This window comes from Streptomyces sp. NPDC020996 (genome assembly GCF_040641355.1).
In the GTDB taxonomy this organism is placed as follows: Bacteria; Actinomycetota; Actinomycetes; order Streptomycetales; family Streptomycetaceae; genus Streptomyces.
The window spans coordinates 18,254-38,474 of record NZ_JBFADM010000051.1; the positions used below are offsets into that span (position 1 = coordinate 18,254).

Annotated in this window: 20 protein-coding genes; 4 read left to right on the forward strand and 16 right to left on the reverse strand. The window is 72.9% G+C overall.

Going from position 1 to position 20,221, the window contains the following annotated elements; genetic code table 11:
• The first annotated feature begins 324 nt into the window (after positions 1–324).
• Both AB0G63_RS28640 and AB0G63_RS28645 read left to right on the forward strand, forming a co-directional pair.
• Entirely contained in the window at positions 325–1,107 is a 783-nt protein-coding gene (locus AB0G63_RS28640) for a hypothetical protein (protein WP_360755865.1), read from the forward strand.
• 44 nt (positions 1,108–1,151) lie between these two features.
• Positions 1,152–1,538: a hypothetical protein gene (locus AB0G63_RS28645; RefSeq protein ID WP_360755867.1), complete on the forward strand. Its 387-nt coding sequence runs from the start codon at positions 1,152–1,154 to the stop codon at positions 1,536–1,538.
• A gap of 97 nt (positions 1,539–1,635) precedes the next feature.
• Here the strand turns inward: AB0G63_RS28645 and der are convergent, their stop codons facing one another.
• From der to aroH, 5 genes are all read right to left on the reverse strand, one after another.
• A complete protein-coding gene (gene der / locus AB0G63_RS28650) occupies positions 1,636–3,114 on the reverse strand; it encodes a ribosome biogenesis GTPase Der (protein ID WP_360755870.1) in 1,479 nt (492 codons plus the stop codon).
• 67 nt (positions 3,115–3,181) lie between these two features.
• The gene (locus AB0G63_RS28655; protein ID WP_360755955.1) at positions 3,182–3,787 is read right to left on the reverse strand and encodes a lysophospholipid acyltransferase family protein; all 606 of its coding nucleotides are present in this window, start codon (positions 3,785–3,787) and stop codon (positions 3,182–3,184) included.
• 53 nt (positions 3,788–3,840) lie between these two features.
• The gene (cmk, locus tag AB0G63_RS28660; protein WP_360755872.1) at positions 3,841–4,527 is read right to left on the reverse strand and encodes a (d)CMP kinase; all 687 of its coding nucleotides are present in this window, start codon (positions 4,525–4,527) and stop codon (positions 3,841–3,843) included.
• Between the two features lie 207 nt (positions 4,528–4,734).
• On the reverse strand, positions 4,735–5,820 hold the full coding sequence (locus AB0G63_RS28665) for a prephenate dehydrogenase (RefSeq protein WP_360755874.1): 1,086 nt from the start codon (positions 5,818–5,820) through the stop codon (positions 4,735–4,737).
• Complete coding sequence (gene aroH / locus AB0G63_RS28670) at positions 5,817–6,185, reverse strand: chorismate mutase (protein WP_360755877.1); 369 nt, start codon at positions 6,183–6,185, stop codon at positions 5,817–5,819. The genes AB0G63_RS28665 and aroH overlap by 4 nt, the downstream gene beginning before the upstream one ends.
• Positions 6,186–6,402: 217 nt before the next feature.
• Here aroH and AB0G63_RS28675 point away from each other — a divergent pair, with 217 nt between their 5' ends.
• The gene (locus tag AB0G63_RS28675; RefSeq protein WP_360755879.1) at positions 6,403–7,146 is read left to right on the forward strand and encodes a nucleotidyltransferase domain-containing protein; all 744 of its coding nucleotides are present in this window, start codon (positions 6,403–6,405) and stop codon (positions 7,144–7,146) included.
• Here the strand turns inward: AB0G63_RS28675 and AB0G63_RS28680 are convergent.
• Genes AB0G63_RS28680 through AB0G63_RS28690 form a run of 3 tightly spaced genes read right to left on the reverse strand, consistent with a single transcriptional unit; the run spans position 7,072 to position 9,614 of the window.
• Positions 7,072–7,839: a nucleotidyltransferase domain-containing protein gene (locus AB0G63_RS28680; RefSeq protein WP_360755882.1), complete on the reverse strand. Its 768-nt coding sequence runs from the start codon at positions 7,837–7,839 to the stop codon at positions 7,072–7,074. The two genes, AB0G63_RS28675 and AB0G63_RS28680, sit on opposite strands and share 75 nt — an antisense overlap.
• Before the next feature lie 3 nt (positions 7,840–7,842).
• The gene (locus AB0G63_RS28685; RefSeq protein WP_360755884.1) at positions 7,843–8,865 is read right to left on the reverse strand and encodes an ADP-ribosylglycohydrolase family protein; all 1,023 of its coding nucleotides are present in this window, start codon (positions 8,863–8,865) and stop codon (positions 7,843–7,845) included.
• Positions 8,862–9,614: an NUDIX domain-containing protein gene (locus AB0G63_RS28690; protein WP_360755886.1), complete on the reverse strand. Its 753-nt coding sequence runs from the start codon at positions 9,612–9,614 to the stop codon at positions 8,862–8,864. Before AB0G63_RS28690 ends, AB0G63_RS28685 begins: the two co-directional genes overlap by 4 nt.
• Positions 9,615–9,696: 82 nt before the next feature.
• On the opposite strand from AB0G63_RS28690, the gene AB0G63_RS28695 reads away from it, so the two are divergent.
• Positions 9,697–10,566 (forward strand): DUF72 domain-containing protein, encoded by an 870-nt coding sequence (locus AB0G63_RS28695; RefSeq protein WP_360755889.1) that lies wholly within the window; start codon positions 9,697–9,699, stop codon positions 10,564–10,566.
• 28 nt (positions 10,567–10,594) lie between these two features.
• Here the strand turns inward: AB0G63_RS28695 and AB0G63_RS28700 are convergent, their stop codons facing one another.
• The 8 genes from AB0G63_RS28700 to AB0G63_RS28735 form a co-directional block, all read right to left on the reverse strand.
• Positions 10,595–11,716, reverse strand: a complete 1,122-nt coding sequence (locus tag AB0G63_RS28700) for a pseudouridine synthase (protein ID WP_360755891.1) — start codon at positions 11,714–11,716, stop codon at positions 10,595–10,597.
• Positions 11,716–12,369, reverse strand: coding sequence for an SMC-Scp complex subunit ScpB (gene scpB, locus AB0G63_RS28705; protein ID WP_360755894.1), 654 nt, complete (start codon positions 12,367–12,369; stop codon positions 11,716–11,718). Before scpB ends, AB0G63_RS28700 begins: the two co-directional genes overlap by 1 nt.
• The gene (locus tag AB0G63_RS28710) at positions 12,366–13,550 is read right to left on the reverse strand and encodes a segregation/condensation protein A (RefSeq protein WP_360755897.1); all 1,185 of its coding nucleotides are present in this window, start codon (positions 13,548–13,550) and stop codon (positions 12,366–12,368) included. Before AB0G63_RS28710 ends, scpB begins: the two co-directional genes overlap by 4 nt.
• Positions 13,551–13,568: 18 nt before the next feature.
• Positions 13,569–14,165: a hypothetical protein gene (locus AB0G63_RS28715; RefSeq protein ID WP_360755900.1), complete on the reverse strand. Its 597-nt coding sequence runs from the start codon at positions 14,163–14,165 to the stop codon at positions 13,569–13,571.
• The gene (locus AB0G63_RS28720) at positions 14,150–15,286 is read right to left on the reverse strand and encodes a ParA family protein (protein WP_360755903.1); all 1,137 of its coding nucleotides are present in this window, start codon (positions 15,284–15,286) and stop codon (positions 14,150–14,152) included. The genes AB0G63_RS28715 and AB0G63_RS28720 overlap by 16 nt, the downstream gene beginning before the upstream one ends.
• A 399-nt stretch (positions 15,287–15,685) precedes the next feature.
• Positions 15,686–16,810, reverse strand: a complete 1,125-nt coding sequence (gene ald, locus AB0G63_RS28725; protein WP_324785734.1) for an alanine dehydrogenase — start codon at positions 16,808–16,810, stop codon at positions 15,686–15,688.
• Between the two features lie 137 nt (positions 16,811–16,947).
• On the reverse strand, positions 16,948–19,023 hold the full coding sequence (locus AB0G63_RS28730; protein WP_360755905.1) for a tetratricopeptide repeat protein: 2,076 nt from the start codon (positions 19,021–19,023) through the stop codon (positions 16,948–16,950).
• Between the two features lie 502 nt (positions 19,024–19,525).
• Complete coding sequence (locus tag AB0G63_RS28735) at positions 19,526–20,152, reverse strand: NUDIX hydrolase (protein WP_360755908.1); 627 nt, start codon at positions 20,150–20,152, stop codon at positions 19,526–19,528.
• Positions 20,153–20,221: the final 69 nt, after the last annotated feature.

Genomic DNA, 20,221 nt, shown 5'->3' on the forward strand with positions numbered 1-20,221 from the left:
GCCAGTTCACCGTTACCTGGGGTATCGGCGAATTTCGGCCACCCACTTCATTCCGCGATTTCGGGATTTGTCGACCATCCGTCCGGCCGCTCTGTGAGCCACCTCACGGAAGCAACTCCTCCCCGCTTTCGGGTAATTGACAGTGAGTGCCCGATTCCGCACCCATCGTGACCCTGCGCGGTGGATGGTTCGATTCCGATCGCCGCCGAGCGTGACTACCGCCACAGATCGCCCGTTGTCTTCTGCATGAGCCCGGGATCCGCCCGGTTCACGGGCCGGGAGCCACCCGGCCCCGCCACGCATCACATCCCGAGGGAGCCACCCGTGCCGCGCATGCTCGACGTCAGCGACGAGGTACGTGCCGAGATCGGCGACGAAGAGGCCGACCGGCTGCTCGCCGGAGAGAACGCCCCCGGCAGCTACGACTGCACGTCCTGCCGCACACCGGGCGACACCGGACAGGAGCGCACCAGCACCGTCCTGTTCGTCGGCGAGGAGACCGCCGTCCTCGCCTTCGCCCACGCCACCTGCCTGCCCTCGCAGGTCGTGCAGGTCACCGAGGAACAGCTCCAGGGGGCCGTGCGGTCGATCTCCGGGGACGCCGCGGGCCCGCAGCCCGCGAAGGTCGTCCCCGAGCAGGCCGTGCTCGGGGTGACCAGCGGACTCGTCCTGGTGGCCGGGGAGTTGCACCCGGCCCTGGTCGTCGAGCCGACCGCGCCCGTCGTGCGGCCGGGCACGACCGGTGTCGGCGACGACTTCCTGCCGCTGCTCATCGAGCAGGGTTTCATGCCGCTGACGGAGCTGGCCGAGGTGCCGCCGGTGCTGCACGGCTGGTCGGTGCTGCTCGCCATGGGCCAGCTGCACGCCGTCCTGCAGCCCGGCCTGCACGGCGGGCAGCCGGTGGCCTGGTGGCAGGCCCATCAGCCGCTGCAGGTGACCGAGAGCTGGCGCAACGCCGCCAACAAGCACCAGCAGGCACTCGTGTTCGCCGCGCCGGTGGGGTCGATCGGCCGCCAGCCGCGGGAGGACCTGCTGCGGGACGCGCTCGACCGGGCGGCGGCGGGCGGCAAGCTGGTGGCGGCCGCCATGCCGCTCGCGGGGACGTGAGACGGGCCCCGCATCCCCTTCGACCCGGGGTCGTTTGGACATACGTGCACACCTACGACGTTCCCCGCCGCCCGTCCCGCCAGCCGGTCCCGTCCGCGCGGCCGGCTCAGGACCACCATGGCGGCCCATCGGCCACGCCGATCTACGACGCGCTCTACGCCGAGTACGTCAAGTCCTTCCGCGCGCTGCCGGGCGACCGCAGCGGCGAGGAGGATCTGGGCTTCACCGCCTTCGGGAACATCCCGCGCAGCCCGGCCGCCGACGGTCACCGGCCAGGGTCGTTCAGCAGCTCGTACGGCGCCTACGGTGCGGGCGCCTACAGCACTCGCCAGCAGTCGCAGTGGCAGCGCGTCGCGCACGTCGGCCCGCAGGGCACCGGGTTGCACCACGTCCCGCCCGCCCTGCCGCCCGCGCCGAGCAAGGCGCCCTGACGCAGGAGGGGCGGCCCCGACCGGGACCGCCCCTCCTCACATGCCCGGGTGACTCACTTCCGTGTGTCCGGGTGACTCACTTCCGCGTGTGCGGGTATCACTTCTTCTTCGCGCCGCGCTTCTCGCGCACCCGCACCGAGATATGGATCGGCGTCCCCTCGAAGCCGAACTCCTCGCGCAGCCGGCGCTCGATGAAGCGCCGGTAGCCCGCCTCGATGAAGCCGGAGGCGAACAGCACGAACCGCGGCGGCCTGGTGCCGGCCTGGGTGCCGAAGAGGATGCGCGGCTGCTTGCCGCCCCGGATGGGGTGCGGGTGGGCGGCGACCAGCTCGCCGAGGAAGGCGTTCAGGCGGCCGGTCGGCACCCGGGTCTCCCAGCCGGCCAGCGCGGTCTCGATCGCCGGGACCAGCTTCTCCATGTGCCGGCCGGTCCGCGCCGAGACGTTGACCCGCGGCGCCCACGCCACCTGGCCCAGCTCGGTCTCGATCTCCCGCTCCAGGTAGTAGCGGCGCTCCTCGTCGAGGGTGTCCCACTTGTTGTAGGCGAGGACGAGCGCGCGGCCCGCCTCGACGGCCATGGTGACGATGCGCTGGTCCTGCACGGAGATCGACTCGGCGGCGTCGATCAGGACGACCGCCACCTCGGCCTTCTCCACGGCCGCGGCCGTGCGCAGCGAGGCGTAGTAGTCGGCGCCCTGCTGCAGGTGGACCCGCTTTCGGATGCCGGCGGTGTCGACGAACTTCCAGGTCTTGCCGCCGAGTTCGATGATCTCGTCGACCGGGTCGCGGGTGGTGCCCGCGATCTCGTTGACGACGACGCGCTCCTCGTTCGCCACCTTGTTCAGCAGCGAGGACTTGCCGACGTTCGGGCGGCCGATCAGGGCGACCCGGCGCGGGCCGCCGACGGCGGTGGCGAAGGTCTGCTCCGGCGCCTCCGGCAGCGCCTCCAGGACTGCGTCCAGCATGTCGCCGGTGCCGCGGCCGTGCAGCGCGGAGACGGGGTGCGGCTCGCCGAGCCCGAGGGACCACAGGTAGGCCGCGTCGGCCTCGCCGCTGGGGCCGTCGACCTTGTTGGCGCACAGCACGACGGGCTTGCCGGCCTTGCGCAGCAGCCGTACGACGGCCTCGTCCGTGTCGGTCGCGCCGACCTTGGCGTCGACCACGAACACCACGGCGTCGGCCGCCTCGATCGCGTACTCGGCCTGCGCGGCCACGGAGGCGTCGATGCCGAGGACGTCCTGCTCCCAGCCGCCGGTGTCGACGACCTTGAAGCGGCGGCCGGCCCACTCGGCCTCGTAGGTGACGCGGTCGCGGGTGACGCCCGGCTTGTCCTCGACGACGGCCTCGCGACGGCCGATGATCCGGTTCACCAGGGTCGACTTGCCGACGTTCGGGCGGCCGACGACGGCCAGCACGGGCAGCGGGCCGTGCCCGGCCGCGTCGATGGCGCCCTCGACGTCCTCGACGTCGAAGCCCTCTTCCGCGGCGAGCTCCATGAACGCGGCGTACTCGGCGTCGCCAAGCGCTCCGTGCTCGTGCTCCTCGCCCGAGCCGCCGGAGGTGATCTGGTCGTTCATGAAGTCGGTACCTCGTTCATCGTGGTGATCGGTGGAACGGCCGTCTTCCGACGGGCGGATCCACTACTCAGTTACTCAGTGTCGCCCGGCGCCCGGTCAGGCGCCTGGCGTTTTCCAGGTGGGCGGTGAGCTGCTTCTGGATGCGCTCGGTCGCCTCGTCCAGCGCCTTGCGGGTGCGCCGCCCGCTCCCGTCGCCCGCCTCGAACGGGTCGCCGAAGACGACGTCGATGCGGCTGCGCAGCGGGGGCAGCCCCTTTACCAACCGTCCGCGGCGGTCGGAACTTCCCAGCACGGCGACCGGGACGACCGGCGCGCCGCTGCGCACGGCGAAGTAGGCGAGCCCCGCCCGCAGCGAGGCGAAGTCGCCCTCGCCCCGGGTGCCCTCGGGGAAGATGCCGAGCACGCCGCCGGCCGACAGGACGTCGAGCGCCTGCGTGATCGCCGTGCGGTCGGCGACGGACCGGTCGACCTTGAGCTGGCCGATGCCCAGCAGGAAGGGGTCGAGCGGCCCGACGAACGCCTCCTTCTTGATCAGGAAGTGCGTCGGCCGGGGCGCCACGCCCATGACCATCGGGCCGTCGATGTTGTGGGAGTGGTTGACGGCGAGGATCGCCGGACCCGTCGCCGGAACCTTCCAGGCGCCCAGCACGCGCGGCTTCCACAGCCCGTACATCAGGCCGACGCCGATGCGCCGCCCGACCTCGGCGCCCCGCTCGGAAGCCGCCGTCACTTCGCCGCCCGCTTCTCCTCGACGAGGGTGACCACGCACTCTATGACCTGGGCCAGGGTGAGGTCCGTGGTGTCCACCTCGACGGCGTCGTCCGCCTTGGCGAGCGGCGAGGTCTTGCGGCTGGAGTCGGCCGCGTCGCGCTTGATCAGGGCCTCGCGGGTGGCGTGGACGTCGGCGCCCTTGAGCTCGCCGCTGCGGCGGGCGGCGCGCGCCTCCGGGGAGGCGGTGAGGAAGATCTTCAGGTCGGCGTCGGGCAGCACGGTCGTGCCGATGTCGCGGCCCTCGACGACGATGCCCCGCTCGGCGGAGGCCGCCAGGGAGCGCTGCAGCTCGGTGATGCGGGCCCGCACCTCCGGCACGGCGCTGACCGCGCTCACCTTGGAGCTGACCTCCTGGGTACGGATGGGACCGGCCACGTCTATGCCGTCGACGGTGATGGTCGGGTTCTCCGGGTCGGTGCCGGAGACGATCTCCGGCTTGCCGGCCACGGCGGCGATCGCGGAGGGGTCGTCGATGTCGATCCCGTTGCTCACCATCCACCAGGTGATCGCCCGGTACTGGGCGCCGGTGTCCAGGTAGCTCAGGCCGAGCTGCGCGGCCACGGCCTTGGACGTGCTCGACTTGCCCGTGCCGGCGGGGCCGTCGATGGCGACGATCACGGGCTGGGCGGCACCGTTTTCCACAGGGGGACACCTTCCTGGTGCGGTGTGGTGGGAGTGTGCGGGGCGGCGAGGGTGCCCCGCACAAGGTTACTGGCTCCCCGGACCCCCTCTTGCAGGCGGACGGCCGGGACGGTCACCGCCGCACGGCCGGGACGGTCACCGCCACACGACCGGGACGGGCACCGCCACACGACCGGGACGGGTCACCGCCGGATTGCGGGGACGAGGTCACTGCCGGACGGCCCAGCCCCGCTCCCTGAGCGCCGCCGACAGCACCGGCGCCGCCTGCGGTTCCACCATCAGCTGCACCAGGCCCGCCTGCTGCCCGGTCGCGTGCTCGATGCGCACGTCCTCGATGTTGACCCCGGCCCTGCCCGCGTCGGCGAAGATGCGGGCCAGCTGGCCGGGCTGGTCGTCGATGAGGACGGCCACGACCTCGTAGGCCCGCGGGGCGGACCCGTGCTTGCCGGGGACGCGGACCTGACCGGCGTTGCCGCGCCGCAGGACGTCCTCGATGCCGGAGCTGCCCTCGCGCCGCTTGGCCTCGTCGGAGGCCTGGAGTGCGCGCAGGGCCCGCACGGTCGTCTCCAGGTCGGCGGCGACGTCGGTGAGCAGGTCGGCGACCGGCCCCGGGTTCGCGGACAGGATGTCGATCCACATCCGGGGGTCGGAGGCGGCGATCCGGGTCACGTCCCTGATGCCCTGCCCGCACAGCCGTACGGCGGCCTCCTCGGCGTGCTCCAGGCGCGCGGCGACCATGCTGGACACCAGGTGGGGCATGTGGGAGACCAGCGCGACGGCCCGGTCGTGCGCGTCGGCGTCCATCACCACGGGCACGGACCGGCAGTGCGAGGCCAGTTCCAGGGCGAGGTTGAGCACCTCGGTGTCGGTGTCCCGGGTGGGGGTCAGCACCCAGGGGCGGCCCTCGAAGAGGTCGGCGGTGGCGGCCAGCGGGCCGGACCTCTCGCGGCCCGACATGGGGTGGGTGCCGATGTACGACGACAGGTCCAGGCCCAGCGCCTCCAGCTCGCGGCGCGGACCGCCCTTGACGCTGGCCACGTCGAGGTAGCCGCGGGCGACGCCCCGGCGCATGGCGTCGGCCAGCACGGCCGCCACGTGCGCGGGCGGCGCCGCGACGATCGCGAGGTCGACGGGCCCCTCGGGTGCCTCGGCCGTGCCGGCGCCGAGGGCGGCAGCGGTGACGGCCTGCTCCGGGTCGTGGTCGCTGAGGTGGACGGTGACGCCCCGCTGGGACAGCGCGAGCGCGGCCGAGGTGCCGATGAGGCCGGTGCCGATGACGAGTGCGGTTCTCACTGGGCGATGTCCTTGCGCAGGGCGGCCGCGGCGCCGAGGTAGACGTGGACGATGTCGGCGCGGGGCCGGTCGGACTCGATGTGCGCGAGTATCCGGACGACGCGGGGCATGGCTCCCTCGACGTCGAGTTCCTGCGCGCAGATCAGGGGTACGTCGGCGAAGCCGGCGCCGACCTTGCGGGCGGCGGCCGCCGGGAAGTCGCTGTGCAGGTCGGGGGTGGCCGTGAACCAGACGCTGATCAGGTCGTCGGCGGTCAGCCCGTTCCGCTCCAGGACGGCGGTGAGCAGGGCCGCGACCTGCTCGTTCATGTGGTCGGCGTCGTCCCGCTCCAGTTGGACGGCCCCCCGGACCGCTCGTACCGCCACGGTGCTGCTCCTTGCTCGGCGTGCGTATCGGCTCTCGCCGACCAGCGTAGTCAGCGCCCGCCGGCCGGGGACGCGGCGCCCGCCCGCTGAGACGGCGGGGCGAGCGGCGGACAGCGGCGGATGGAGGCGATCGGGACGAGCCGAGGTGGACAGCGGCGGATGGCGGCGGCGGGAAATTCGATCCGCCCGGCGGGCGGTGCCGCGTACGCTCCGGGACATGCGCCCCGAGACCCTGGTACGCGACCACACCGTCTACTCCTGCGTAATGGGCTCGCGCGCCTTCGGCCTGGCCACGGACGCCAGCGACACCGACCGCCGGGGCGTGTTCGCCGCCCCCACCGCCCTGTTCTGGCGGTTCGAGAAGCCGCCGACGCACGTCGAGGGGCCGGCCGAGGAACAGTTCAGCTGGGAGCTGGAGCGCTTCTGCGAACTGGGGCTGCGCGCGAACCCGAACATCCTGGAGTGCCTGCACTCCCCGCTCGTCGAGCACGCCGACGACACCGGCCGTGAACTCCTCGCGCTGCGCGGGGCGTTCCTCTCCCGCCGGGTGCACGAGACGTTCAGCCGCTACGCGCTCGGGCAGCGCAGGAAGCTGGAAGCCGACGTCCGCTCGCACGGCACCCCGCGCTGGAAGCACGCCATGCACCTGCTGCGCCTGCTGACGGCCTCCCGCGACCTGCTGCGCACGGGCGTCCTGACCATCGACGTCGGCGACCTGCGCGAGCCGCTGCTGGAGGTCAAGCGCGGCGAGGTCCCGTGGCCGGCGGTGGACTCCTGGATGAACCGCCTGGCGGCCGAGGCGGACGAGGCGGCCGTGCGCAGCCCGCTGCCCGAGGAGCCGGACCGGCGCCGCGTGGAGGACTTCCTCGTCCGCGTCCGCCGCGCCTCAGCCCTCCAGCCGGACCCGTACGACGAAGTCGTGCAGGGCGTCGTACGCCCGTGGGGCGTCGGGCAGCGCTGAGTCGTCCTGCGCCTCGTCCAGCAGGGCGTGCAGCTTCCCCACGTCGGCCCGCACGCGCGCGTGGTCGACGTCGGCGCTCCCGTGCTCCCGCTCCGCCTTCGCCGCGATCAGCCCGGGCAGGTAGGCGGGGACGGCCACCTCCGCCGGCAGGTTCACCTCCCCCAGCAAGGTGGGCAGATGGGCCTGCACCTCGCCGCTGCGCATCAGGTGGACGCCGGTCAGCAGCACGCGGAAGGTGTAGAGCAGCGGCTTGAGATCGCCGGTCTTCTCGAACAGCCGCCACTGGGTGTTCGCGAACCCGCGGTAGTGGTGGGCGTGGTGGCGGGTGAGGACACCAGGGGCGAGCGCGGCGAGTTCCCGGTGCGCGTCGGTGGTGTGCACGACCAGCGGCGACAGCAGCTGCTCCAGCACGTAGCCGTTGCGCCGCAGCATCAGCCGGACGAACTTGCGCAGGTCGTGGGTGACGAGGTCCATCTCGACGCCGTCCCGCTCCCACATGCGGGTCCGCGTCTCCCGGGGCTCGCGCAGCCCCAGGAGCGCGGTGACGGGCAGCAGGTGCACACCGCGCAGGTCCACGTCGGAGTCGCGGGACGGGAAGCCGTAGAGGTGGGCGCCGGAGACGGTGGCGAACAACACGGGGTCGGGCTGTTCGGCGATCACCGGAGCGAGGTCGGTGTCCAGGGCGTCGATCACCGCTCAAGCGTCCCAGAGTGCCCCGAGGGTCGTCAGGTCGCTCCGGTACTCGATGCGGTCCGCCCATTCCGTGGGCCAGGCGTCCGCCCCGCGGTACGCGCCCGCGAAAGCGCCGGTGAGGCAGGCGATGGAGTCGGAGTCGCCGGAGGTGCAGGCGGCCCGGCGGATGGCGGTCACCGGCTCGTCGACGAAGAGGAGGAAACACAGCAGGCCCGTCGCCAGGGCCTCCTCGGCGATCCAGCCCGCGCCGGTGGCCAGGCACGGGTCGGTCTCGGGCGAGACGGTGCGCACGGCGTCCTGAAGACGGACGAGGATCTCCAGGCACTCGTCCCAGCCGCGCGCGATGAAGCGCTCGGGGCTGGGGTCGCCGGCCCGGGTCCACAGGTCGCCGAGCCACTCGTGGTGGTAGCGGGTGCGGTTGTCATGGGCGTAGGACCGCAGCAGGCCGACGAGGCCGGTCGGTTCGGCGCCCTGCGCGAGGAGGCGCACGGCGTGGGCGGTGAGGTCGGAGGCGGCCAGGGCCGTGGGGTGCCCGTGCGTGAGCGCGGCCTGCAACTGGGCCGCGCCGGCCCGCTGGTCGTCGCTCAGGCCGGGCGCCAGCCCGACCGGCGCCACTCGCATGTTGGCGCCGCAGCCCTTGGAGTCGATCTGGCTGGCGTCCTGCCAGGGCCGGCCCTCCTCCTTCAGCAGGCTGCACGCGCGCAAGCAGGTGTTTCCCGGGGCCCGGTTGTTCTCCGGCGACTGGTACCAGTCCACGAACTCCTCGCGCAGCGGCCGCTCCAGCCGCTTCGGTGCCAGCACCCCGCGGTCCGTGGCGGTCCTGAGTCCGCGGCCGAGCGCCAGCGTCATCTGGGTGTCGTCGGAGACGACGGCCGGGCGCGGCAGTGCCAGCTCCCGCCACGGCCCGAACTTGGCGAGGATCGACGGCACGTCGTTGAACTCGGTGGGGAAACCGAGGGCGTCCCCGAGGGCGAGGCCGGTCAACGAACCGGAGGCGGCGCGCTTGTGGACGGTCCAGTCGCTCATTCGGTGTTTCCTTCCCGGGACGGTCGGAGCAGGGGCGGGTACAGGGCGGTGGCCGGGCCGGCGCGGTACAGCGCGGCCGGTTTGCCGCGGCCGCCGGTCAACCGGGCGGCGCCGGGGACGGGTTCGACGAAGCCGGGCGTGGCCAGCACCTTGCGGCGGAAGTTGGGGCGGTCGAGGGCGGTGCCCCACACCGTCTCGTAGACCTGCTGGAGCTCGCCGAGCGTGAATTCGGGCGGGCAGAAGGCGGTGGCGAGGCAGGTGTACTCGAGCTTGGCGCCGACGCGTTCGTGGGCGTCGGCCAGGATCCGGTCGTGGTCGAAGGCGAGGGGGCCCGCCGAGTCGTACGGCAGCCAGCTCGCCCGCGCCGCGTCGCTGCCCGCCCGCGGTTCGGGGGCGTCGGGCAGCAGGGCGGTGAAGGCGACCGACACGACCCGCATGCGGGGGTCGCGGCCGGGTTCGCTGTACGTGCGCAGCTGCTCCAGGTGCAGCCCGGTGACGTCCTGAAGGCCGGTCTCCTCGGCGAGTTCGCGCCGGGCGGCCGTCTCGGCGGACTCGTCCGGCTCGACGAAGCCGCCGGGCAGCGCCCAGTGACCGGCGTACGGCTCCTGTCCGCGCTCGACGAGCAGCACGTGCAGGGCGCCGGAGCGCAGGGTGAGGACGGCGAGGTCGACGGTGACGGCGAAGGGTTCATAGGCGTACTTGTCGTAGCCCGCCGCACCTTTGCCGGACTTGTCCGCGCCGGAGTCCATGCGCACCCACCCTCTTAATGGTCATCTCGACTATAAATATGGACGGGCGCTTCCACAACCCCTCGCCGGGTAACCGCACGGGATGGGCGAGATCCTGGTGGGCACGTGTTCCTGGACGGACCGGGCGCTGGTCGGCAGCGGCTGGTATCCGGCGGGGCGGCGGGACGCCGAGGGACGGCTGCGGTACTACGCCGAGCGGTTCCCGGTCGTGGAGGTCGACTCGGCGTACTACGCGCTGCCCGGCGCGCGCAACAGCCGCCTGTGGGCCGAGCGGACGCCGGAGGGCTTCGTCTTCGACATGAAGGCCTTCTCGCTGCTGACCGGGCACCCGACGCGGGACTCGGCGATGCCCGACGGGCTGCCCGCCGAGCATCGCGACCCGAAGGTGCTGGACGAGGTGTGGGCCCGGTTCACCGAGGGGATCGAGCCGCTCCGCGCGGCGGGGCGGCTCGGCAGCGTGCTCTTCCAGTTTCCACCGTGGTTCCGGCCGGGCGGACGGGCCGGGGCGTTCCTGCGGGAGTGCGCCGAGCGGACCGCCGGCTGGCCCGTCTCCGTGGAGTTCCGGCACCCCGGGTGGTGGAGCCCGGAGTGGGCCGGGGCGACGCGCGCGCTGCTCACGCGGTACGGCATGACGGCCGTGGCCGTCGACATGGCCCGGTCCCTGCCCGGCTCCGTCCCGCCGGTCACCCCGGTCACCTGCCCTCGTCTGTCCGTCGTCCGCTTCCACGGACGCAGCCCCGCCTGGGGCACGGGCGGCAAGGAGGACCGCTTCCGCCACGACTACTCCGAGCCCGAACTCTCCGAGTGGCTGCCCCGCCTGCACGCCCTGGCGGCCCGGGTCGACCGGCTCCACGTCCTGTTCAACAACTGCTGCGGCACGGCAGCGGTCCGGGCCGCGAAAACCATGCAGCACCTCCTCGGCACGGCGGCGCCGCGCTCCCCGGCGGGGTGAGCGCGGCGTTGCGCGGTGCGAGACGCCCCTACAGGTCGACTTCCTTCATCAGCATGCCGACCTCCGTGTTCGACAGCCGGCGCAGCCAGCCCGACTTCTGGTCGCCCAGGGTGATCGGGCCGAAGGCCGTGCGCACCAGCTTGTCGACCGGGAAGCCGGCCTCGGCGAGCATGCGGCGCACGATGTGCTTGCGGCCCTCGTGCAGGGTCACCTCGACCAGGTAGTTCTTGCCGGTCTGCTCGACGACCCGGAAGTGGTCCGCGCGCGCGTACCCGTCCTCCAACTGGATGCCGTCCTTCAGGCGCTTGCCGAGGTCCCGCGGGATCGGTCCGACGATGTGCGCGAGGTAGGTCTTCTTCACGCCGTACTTGGGGTGCGTCAGCCGGTGCGCCAGCTCGCCGTGGTTGGTGAGCAGGATCACACCCTCGGTCTCGGTGTCGAGACGGCCCACGTGGAACAGCCGGGTCTCCCGGTTGGTGACGTAGTCGCCGAGGCACTGACGGCCTTCGGGGTCCTCCATCGTGGACACCACGCCCGCAGGCTTGTTCAGCGAGAAGAACTGGTACGACTGCGTCGCGACCGTCAGCCCGTCGACCTTCACCTCGTCCTTCTCCGGGTCGACCCGCTTGCCCTGCTCGGTGACGATCTCGCCGTTGACCTCGACCCGGGCCTGCTCGATCAGCTCCTCGCAGGCGCGCCGGGAGCCGTAGCCCGCGCGCGCGAGGACCTTCTGCAGCCGCTCGCCCTCCTGCTCGGCGCCCGGGAAGGTCTTGGGGAGCTTGATGTCCTTCCGGCCCGCGTACCGCTCCCGGTTGCGCTCCTCGGCGCGGGCGTCGTACTCACGGGAACTCGCCGGAGCCGTGCGGCCGCGCCCGGTGCCCTGGCCCTGCCTGGGGCCGCCCTTGGCGCCGCCGCGCGCCGAGGCGCCACGGCCCGACTTCGGGCCGTCCTGGGTGGCGCCGGGTCCCACGTCGTAGCGCCGCTCCTCCGGGCGCGGCTTCTTCGGCCGGCCGCCCTGCTTGTCGTCGCGGGCGTTCCCGGCGCCGCGGTAGTTACCGCGGCCACCGCTGCTCCCGCCGCGGCCGCCGCTGTTGCCACCACGGCTCCCGCCGTTGTTTCCGCTGCTGTTCCTGCCGCTGCTGCTTCGCATCAAAGTTCCGTCTTGTCGTCTGCGTCCTCGGAGTCCGGAGCGTCCGGATCGAACGACGGCACACCCTCCTGGGTCTCGGCCTCGATCGCCTCCGCCTCCGGGAGGAAGGGCGCGAGCTCCGGGAGTTCGTCCAGGCCGCGCAGGCCCATCCGCTCCAGGAAGTAGTTCGTCGTCCTGTACAGGATCGCACCTGTTTCGGGTTCGGTGCCCGCCTCCTCGACCAGACCGCGCTGCAGGAGGGTGCGCATGACACCGTCGCAGTTGACTCCTCGTACGGCCGAGACGCGGCTGCGGCTCACCGGCTGCCGGTAGGCGACCACCGCGAGGGTCTCCAGGGCGGCCTGGGTCAGCCGGGCCTGCTGGCCGTCGAGGACGAAGCGCTCGACGGCCGCCGCGTACTCGGGGCGGGTGTAGAACCGCCAGCCGCCCGCGATCAGCCGCAGCTCGAAGCCGCGGCCCTGGGCGGTGTACTCGTCGGCCAGTTCGCGCAGCGCGGCCGCGATCTGCCGGCGCGGCCGTTCCAGGATCCGGGCCAGGTGCTCCTCGGTCGCGGGCTCGTCCACGACCATCAGGACCGCCTCCAGGGCGGGCTTGAGGCCGAGGTCGGCGACCGTGCGCAGCCCGGCCGGAACGTCGGTGGTCTCCTCACTCACGCCTTGTCCTCCTCGGGCCGCTCGGGCGGCCGGTCGAACTCGTCGGTCACCATCGGCCGGGCGTCCCCCTCGCCGCCGGTCCAGCGCACGGTCAGCTCCCCCAGGGCCGCCTCCTGGTCCAGGGCCACCGCCTTCTCGCGGTACAGCTCCAGCAGCGCCAGGAAGCGGGCCACGACGGTCAGCGTGTCGTCGGTGTCCTCGACCAGGGTGCGGAAGCTGGCCTCGCCGAGCTCCCTGAGCCGGGCGACGACGATGCCGGCCTGCTCCTGCACGCTCACCAGCGGCGCGTGGATGTGGTCGACGTACACCTGCGGCTTCGGCCTGGGCTGCATCGCCTTGACCGCGAGCCGGGCGAACCCTTCCGCGCCGATGCTGATGACCACCTCGGGCAGCAGCTCGGCGTGGTGCGGTTCGAGGCCGACGGTACGGGGGTGGCGGCGGGCCTCCTGGTCGAGGCGGTGGCTGAAGATGTCGGCGATCTGCTTGTAGGCGCGGTACTGGAGCAGCCGCGCGAACAGCAGGTCCCGCGCCTCCAGCAGCGCCAGGTCCGCCTCGTCCTCCACCTCGGCGGCGGGCAGCAGCCGGGCCGCCTTGAGGTCGAGCAGCGTGGCGGCGACCACCAGGAACTCGGTCGTCTCGTCCAGGTCCCAGTCCGGGCCCAGCGCCCGGATGTGGGCCATGAACTCGTCGGTCACCTTCGACAGCGCCACCTCGGTGACGTCCAGCTTGTGCTTCGAGATGAGCTGGAGGAGGAGGTCGAAGGGCCCCTCGAAGTTGGCGAGCCGGACCTTGAAGACGCCGTCGCCGGACGCCTCGGATCCACCGGTCGTCCCGGAGTCACCGGTCACCCCGTCTCGCACGGGTTCCGGCTCGTGCTCGGGTTCCGGCTCGTGCTCGGGCTCGTTCTCAGGCTGGTGCTCGGGCTCGGCTTCCGGCTCCGGAACGACGGCTTCCGGAACGACGGCCTCGGGCGCCGGCTCCGCAGTCACCGGCTCCGCGGGCGTCGGCTCCGCGCCTGCCGGTGGCTCGGCCACGGGCGCCCCGGGCGCCGTGGGCTCCGGGTCCGCCACGGGCGTCGTACGCTCGGCCGGCGGAGCGGCCGGCGGCACCCCGGGGCCTCTGCCCAGCGCGCGCCGACGGCCGGCGGATGCGCCGGGGACGGGAGCGTCGCTGGAGGTCATGGCCTCCGCAGGCTACCGCTACCGTCCACGCAGCCGGCGTACGAGGATGCTCGCGTCCCCGCGGGACTCCAGGTCGGCCAGCACCACGGCGACCGCCTCGCGCACGATGCGCCCGCGGTCGACGGCCAGCCCGTGCTCGCCCCGCAGCACCAGACGCGCGTGCTCGAGGTCCATCAGTTCCTCGGCGGAGACGTAGACGGTGATCTTCTCGTCGTGCCTCTCCCGCCCGCTGGGCCGCCGCGCCGCCGCCCGCCCGCGCTTGCGCGGCTGGGCGCCCGCGGCCGCCGCGGCGCCCGGGGCAGAACCTTCCTGCGTCTGCTGGCCCTGCTGGCCCTGCTGACGGCGTTCGGGGCGCTCCGTGCCCCGGCTGCGGGACTGCCCCGCGTCGGCCGGCTCCGGCTCCACCGCCACGTGCTCCGCGCCGTCGCCGTCACCGCCCTGCGCGGGCACCGACTGCGGCGCGTCCTCCGCGGCCGCGATGCCGTCGCTCTCCCCCGCGGGAGCGGGCACGCGGGCCTCGCCGTTGGCCCGCCGCGGGCTGGACGGCTGGAGCGCCGTTCCCCCTGTCGTACGGAAGAGTTCGTCGGCCCCCGGCAGACTCACTCGGCGTGACACCGGGCGAGCACCTCCCTGGCGAGCTGGCGGTAGGCGGCGGCACCGACGGAGTTCGAGGCGTACGTGGTGATCGGCTCACCGGCGACCGTGGTCTCCGGGAAGCGGACCGTGCGGCCGATGACCGTGTGGTAGACGTGGTCGTCGAACGCCTCGACGACACGCGCGAGCACCTCGCGGCTGTGCACCGTGCGCGAGTCGTACATCGTGGCGAGGATCCCGTCGAGCTCCAGCTCCGGGTTGAGCCGCTCCTGGACCTTCTCGATGGTCTCTGTCAGCAGGGCGACGCCGCGCAGCGCGAAGAACTCGCACTCGAGCGGCACGATCACCTTGTGCGCGGCGGTCAGCGCGTTCACGGTGAGCAGGCCGAGCGAGGGCTGGCAGTCGATCACGATGTAGTCGTAGTCGGCCATCAGCGGCTTCAGGGCGCGCTGGAGCGTGGACTCGCGCGCGACCTCGGAGACCAGCTGGACCTCCGCCGCCGACAGGTCGATGTTGCTGGGCAGCAGGTCCATGTTCGGAACCGCCGTCTTCAGGAGGACCTCGTCGGCCGCCATGCCCCGCTCCATGAGCAGGTTGTAGACGGTGAGGTCGAGCTCCATCGGGTTGACGCCGAGACCCACCGACAGCGCGCCCTGCGGGTCGAAGTCCACGAGCAGCACACGCCGGCCGTACTCCGCGAGCGCGGCACCCAGGTTGATGGTCGACGTGGTCTTGCCGACGCCGCCCTTCTGGTTGCACATCGCGATGATCGTCGCGGGGCCGTGGCTGGTCAGCGGACCCGGGATCGGGAAGTACGGCAGCGGGCGCCCGGTCGGGCCGATGCGCTCGCGGCGCTGGCGGGCGGCGTCGGGCGCGAGCGTGGCCGCGTACTCCGGGTCGGGCTCGTACTCGGCGTCGGGGTCGTAGAAGTGCCCGTCGGGCAGTTCGTCGTAGTCGGCGAAGTGGTTGTGGGGCGCGCCACTTCCGTCGCCGGCCATGGCGTTCACGTGATGGCCATCCATGCTCTGGTGTGCTGGCTGAGTCACGCTTGCGTGGTGACTCTGGTGGGCTGCGAAGGTGCGCACAGCGACGGAGCCGACAGCCTCGAATCCCGCGGGGCCGCCCTGGCCCCGGACAGGCATTCCTGGTTGACCACCCCCGGGAGAAAATGTCGACTCATTCACAAGTCGTCTTACCTCCTTGGTGACCAGGAAACTTCTAGACAAGGTCAGCGTGGCACCATGCCGACGATTGGCGACTCTATGGCGTGTCGGGCGTCCGCAGCAACACAATCCACCGGACCCGGCAGGATGTGTCGGCAATGAAACATCCCTCTGTCAAGGGCGTACGGCCGTCGCACGGCAGGTCCCGCCGGCGCGCGAATCGACCGAAGAGTCACGTTCGAGGCGAGTTGGCCGAGAGCCGCGAAGTGACCATACACACATCCGGCCGGACCTTGTCGGGCAAGGTCCGGCCGCGAGTGCGTGGTTGACGCGTCTTGTTGACGTATCGCCTTTATGAAAAGGTGACTTGGCCCCGGATCAGCCGAGCAGCGACTCCAGCTCCACGTGCTCCAGACCGTGTGCCTCGGCGACCTCGCGGTAAACCACCTTGCCGTCATGGGTGTTGAGACCCTTGGCCAGCGCGGGGTCGCGGCGCAGCGCCTCCACCCAGCCACGGTTGGCGAGTTCGACGATGTACGGCAGCGTCGCGTTGGTCAGCGCGTAGGTGGAGGTGTTGGGCACCGCGCCGGGCATGTTGGCGACGCAGTAGAAGACCGAGCCGTGGACCGGGAAGGTCGGCTCCGCGTGCGTGGTCGGACGGGAGTCCTCGAAGCAGCCGCCCTGGTCGATCGCGATGTCGACAAGGACACTTCCGGGCTTCATGCGGGAGACCAGCTCGTTGGTGACCAGCTTCGGGGCCTTGGCGCCCGGGATGAGCACGGCGCCGACGACGAGGTCGGCCTCGAGGATGGCCTTCTCCAGCTCGAAGGCGTTGGAGACGACGGTCTGGATCTTCGTGCCGAAGATCTTGTCGGCCTCGCGGAGCTTGTTGATGTCCTTGTCGAGCAGGGTCACGTGGAAGCCCAGGCCGATGGCGATCTGCGCGGCGTTCCAGCCGGAGACGCCGCCGCCTATGACGACGGCCTTGCCGGCCGGCACGCCCGGGACGCCGCCGGGCAGCACGCCGCGGCCGCCGCCGGCGCGCATCAGGTGGTAGGCGCCGACCTGCGGGGCCAGCCGGCCCGCGACCTCGGACATCGGGGCGAGCAGCGGCAGGGCGCGGTTGGGCAGCTCGACGGTCTCGTAGGCGATGGCCGTGGTGCCGGACTCCAGGAGGGCGTCGGTGCACTCCCTGGACGCGGCCAGGTGCAGGTAGGTGAAGAGGGTCTGGTCCTTGCGCAGCCGGTGGTACTCCTCGGCGACCGGCTCCTTGACCTTCAGCAGCAGGTCGGCGGTCGCCCACACCTCGTCGGCGGTGTCGAGGATCTGCGCGCCGGCGGCGACGTACTCGTCGTCCGTGATCGAGGAGCCGACACCGGCGTTGCGCTCGACGACGACCTGGTGCCCGTTGCGCACGAGCTCGTGCACGCCGGCGGGTGTGATGGCCACCCGGAACTCGTTGTTCTTGACCTCGCGGGGGATGCCGACCTTCACGTGGATCACGGTCCTTGGCTCAGGGGGGATGTGGTGCATTACAAGACATACCCAGGCATGCCGCGGCACACCGGGAGACACCGCAGGAGAAGGTGCGGCAAAGCCAGTTTAATGAAGGTGTTCCCGCTGTCTAGCCTTTCATTGCATCAATCTTCAGCGGATGTACTACGGATTTCGCAGGCGTCAGCGCCGTGTTTCGGCTGGCCGGTCCCTTCCGGCGCCCCCTCCGGCTCCTCCGGCTCCTCCGCCAGCAGCCGGTCGGCCGCGCTCCGGTGCACCCCGGCCGCCACGGGATCGCCCAGGTGCTCCATCGTGTCGGCGAGCCGCAGCTGCAGCGCGGCCTGCAGGCGCACGTCCCCGGCGCGGTACGCCAGCTCCACCGCCTCGTGACAGGTCTGCAGCGACTCCGCGGGCCGCCCGGCGTACTCCTGGACCCGCGCCAGTTCGCTCAACGCCCGAGCCTGGGCGGCCACATCGCCGGTCCTGCGGTACCCGGCGACCGCCGCGCGCCAGTTGCGCAGCGCCTCGCCGTAGCGGCCCGCGTAGGTGTGCGCCTCGGCGATACGGCCGTACAGCCGGGCGGCGTCCGCGTGCTCGCCGCGGGCCAGGCGCTGGGCGAGAGCCCGGCCGAACCAGTCGGCGGCCCGGTCGTGGTCACCGAGTTCCTGGTGGGCGCCGCCTACGGATTCCATCGCGCGGCCGCTCGCGTACGGGTCGTTCGCCTCGCGTCCGGCGTCCAGGGCTGCCCGGTAGCGTGCCAGCGCCTCGGCGGTACGACCGGTCCGGGCGTCCAGGTCGCCCAGGTTCAGCAGCGCCGCGGCCTTCTCGCGGGGCAGGCCGCGCCGCTCGGCCACGTCGAGGACGAGCCGGTGGACGCCGTACAGGTCGGCCGCGGCGGCCTGCGTGCCGAAGTGCGCGATCATGGTCCTGACCAGCTGGGACATCAGACGGCGGGCGAGGGTGTCCAGCTCGCCGTCGGCCACCGCGAGGCGGGCCTGGGCCAGCAGGGCGGGCCTGCCGGCGCGCAGCCACTCCTCGGCCGCCCGCGGGCTGGGGAAGCGCAGCGAGCGGGGCATGCCGTGGAGTTTCTCGCGCGCATCCAGGCTGTCGGTCTCGGTGATCGCCCGGCACGACTGCAGCAGCCGCACGGTCCGCTCCAGCATCCGGGCGCGGGCCAGCTGCAGTTCCCCGGGGCGGTGCCGGCTCTCGGCGAGCGCCTGGAGCAGGGGGTGAAGGCAGCCGGGCACCTCGTACCGGGGCAGCGGCGAGTCCACCGCGCGCAGCAGACCGCGGGCGACGAAGTCGTCCAGGGCGGCGCGCGCGGCGCCCACCGAGCAGCCGGCCAGCGCGGAGGCGGTGTGCGGGTCGACCAGGCCGGCCGGGGCGAGGGAGAGCAGCGGCAGGATCCGGGCGGCCGGGGCGGGCAGCGCGGCGCGGGCGAGCCGGAAGGCCCGGCTCAGCGGGGTCGCCTCCGCGCCCTCGGCGCGCAGCTGCCTGGCGAGGTCGGCGACGGCGGCTTCGGGGCGGGCGGCCAGCCAGCCGCCGGCCAGCAGCAGCGCGGCGGGCTGGGCCTGGCACTCCTCGACGAGGCCCTCGGCGGCCAGGGGGTCGACGGTGATGCGCACGGAGCCGGTGTACCGGGTCAGCAGTTCCATGGCGGACTTGGTGTCCAGGCCGCCCAGGGTGCAGGGGCGCACGTCGGAGATGCCGGTGAGCGGGCCGCCGGACACGGCGACGACCAGGCAGTCGGGGTTGTCCGGGAGGAGGGCGTCGACCTGTTCGGCGTCGGCCGCGTCGTCCAGCAGGAGCAGGGCCCGGCGGTCGGCGAGGGCGGTGCGCAGGGCGTCGGTCAGGTCGTCCTCGGTGGCTCCGGGCGGGGCGGACCGGTCCAGGGCGGCGAGCAGTTCGCGGGCGGTCCGCCCGACGGGCACGGGGGTGCCGTCGGGCTCGCTCAGGCGGGCGCGCAGCACCCCGTCGTGGTAACGGTCCGCGACCTGCCGTACGAGTTCCTCGGCGAGCGCCGTGCGGCCCGAGCCGGGCCGGCCGGCGATGAGCAGCACGCGCGCGCGGGGGGCCTTGCGGCCGGCCAGGGTGTCCAGGCCCGCGCGTTCGATGTCGGCCCGCAGCTCCTTCAACTCACGGACGCGGCCCAGGAATTGGCTCTCCTCGGCAGCGCGCTCCGACAGCCGTACGCCGGCCGTGTCCACCGCCTGATCCGTCACGGGCCACACTCCCGTCCCACCGCACGCGCAAGCCCGCCGGGACCCGGTCCGGGCATGTGCAGAGCCTAGTTCACGCTCTGCAACGTTCCGTGACGAGCGCGGCGGGCGGATCCCCCGATCGGATCAGGCGATGGTCGTACCGACGAGGGCGGCGGCGGGGCTGGTTGCGTGGCTGGTTCCGGGGCCGGCTGCGGTCAGGCCAGCGGTCGGCCTGTGCCCAGGCCTGCCCCCGCGGTCAGGCCGGCGTTCGGCCTGCGCCCACGGTCGGCCTGCGCCCAGGCCTGCCCCCGCGTCCAGGCCCGCGCTCGGCCTACGCCCGAGGTCGGCCTGCGCCCAGGCCTGCGCCCGCGTCCAGGCCCGCGTTCGGCCTACGCCCGAGGTCGGCCTGCGCCCAGGCCTGCCCCCGCGGTCAGGCCCGCATTCGGCCTGCGCCCACGGTCGGCCTGCGCCCAGGCCTGCCCCCGCGTCCAGGCCCGCGCTCGGCGCGCGTCCGGGCCCGCGTTCAGGCCTCGAAGGGGCGTGCCGGCCAGGGCGCCTCGGCCGGGCGCAGCGCGTCCAGCCCGTCCCCGCCCCGCGCGGCGACCAGCGAGAGCACGCCCACGACGAGACAGTTGTTGTGCAGCTCGCCCGCGAGCACGCCCCGGACCAGTTCCGCCACGGGCACCCGGGAGATCTCCATGTCGGCCTCTTCGTGCTCGACCTCGAAGCGCTCGCCGTCGGCCGCGGACAGGTCGCGGGCGAGGAAGATCCGCACCGCCTCGTCACAGCCGCCGGGGGTGGTGTAGACGTCGGTCAGGACCCGCCAGTCCCCGGCCTTGGCGTGCGCCTCCTCGTACAGCTCGCGCTGGGCGGCGCTCAGCGGGTTCTCGCCGGGCACGTCCAGCAGACCCGCCGGGATCTCCCACAGCTTGTGGCGCACCGGGTGGCGGTACTGGCGGATGACCAGCACGCGGTCCTCCTCGTCGAGGGCGAGGACGGCGACCGAGCCGGGGTGGACCTGGTAGTCGCGGTGGACGACCGTTCCGTCGGGCATGACCACGTCGTCGGTGCGGACGGAGGTCTTGTTGCCCGTGAAGGGGGTGTCCGTCGCCCGGATCTCCCACTCCTCGGGGGTGTCCTTGATCGTCATGCCCTGCCCTTCCACACGCACAGCGAAAACCGGGGTGCTCACCTGGTGAAGGTGAGCACCCCGGCCACC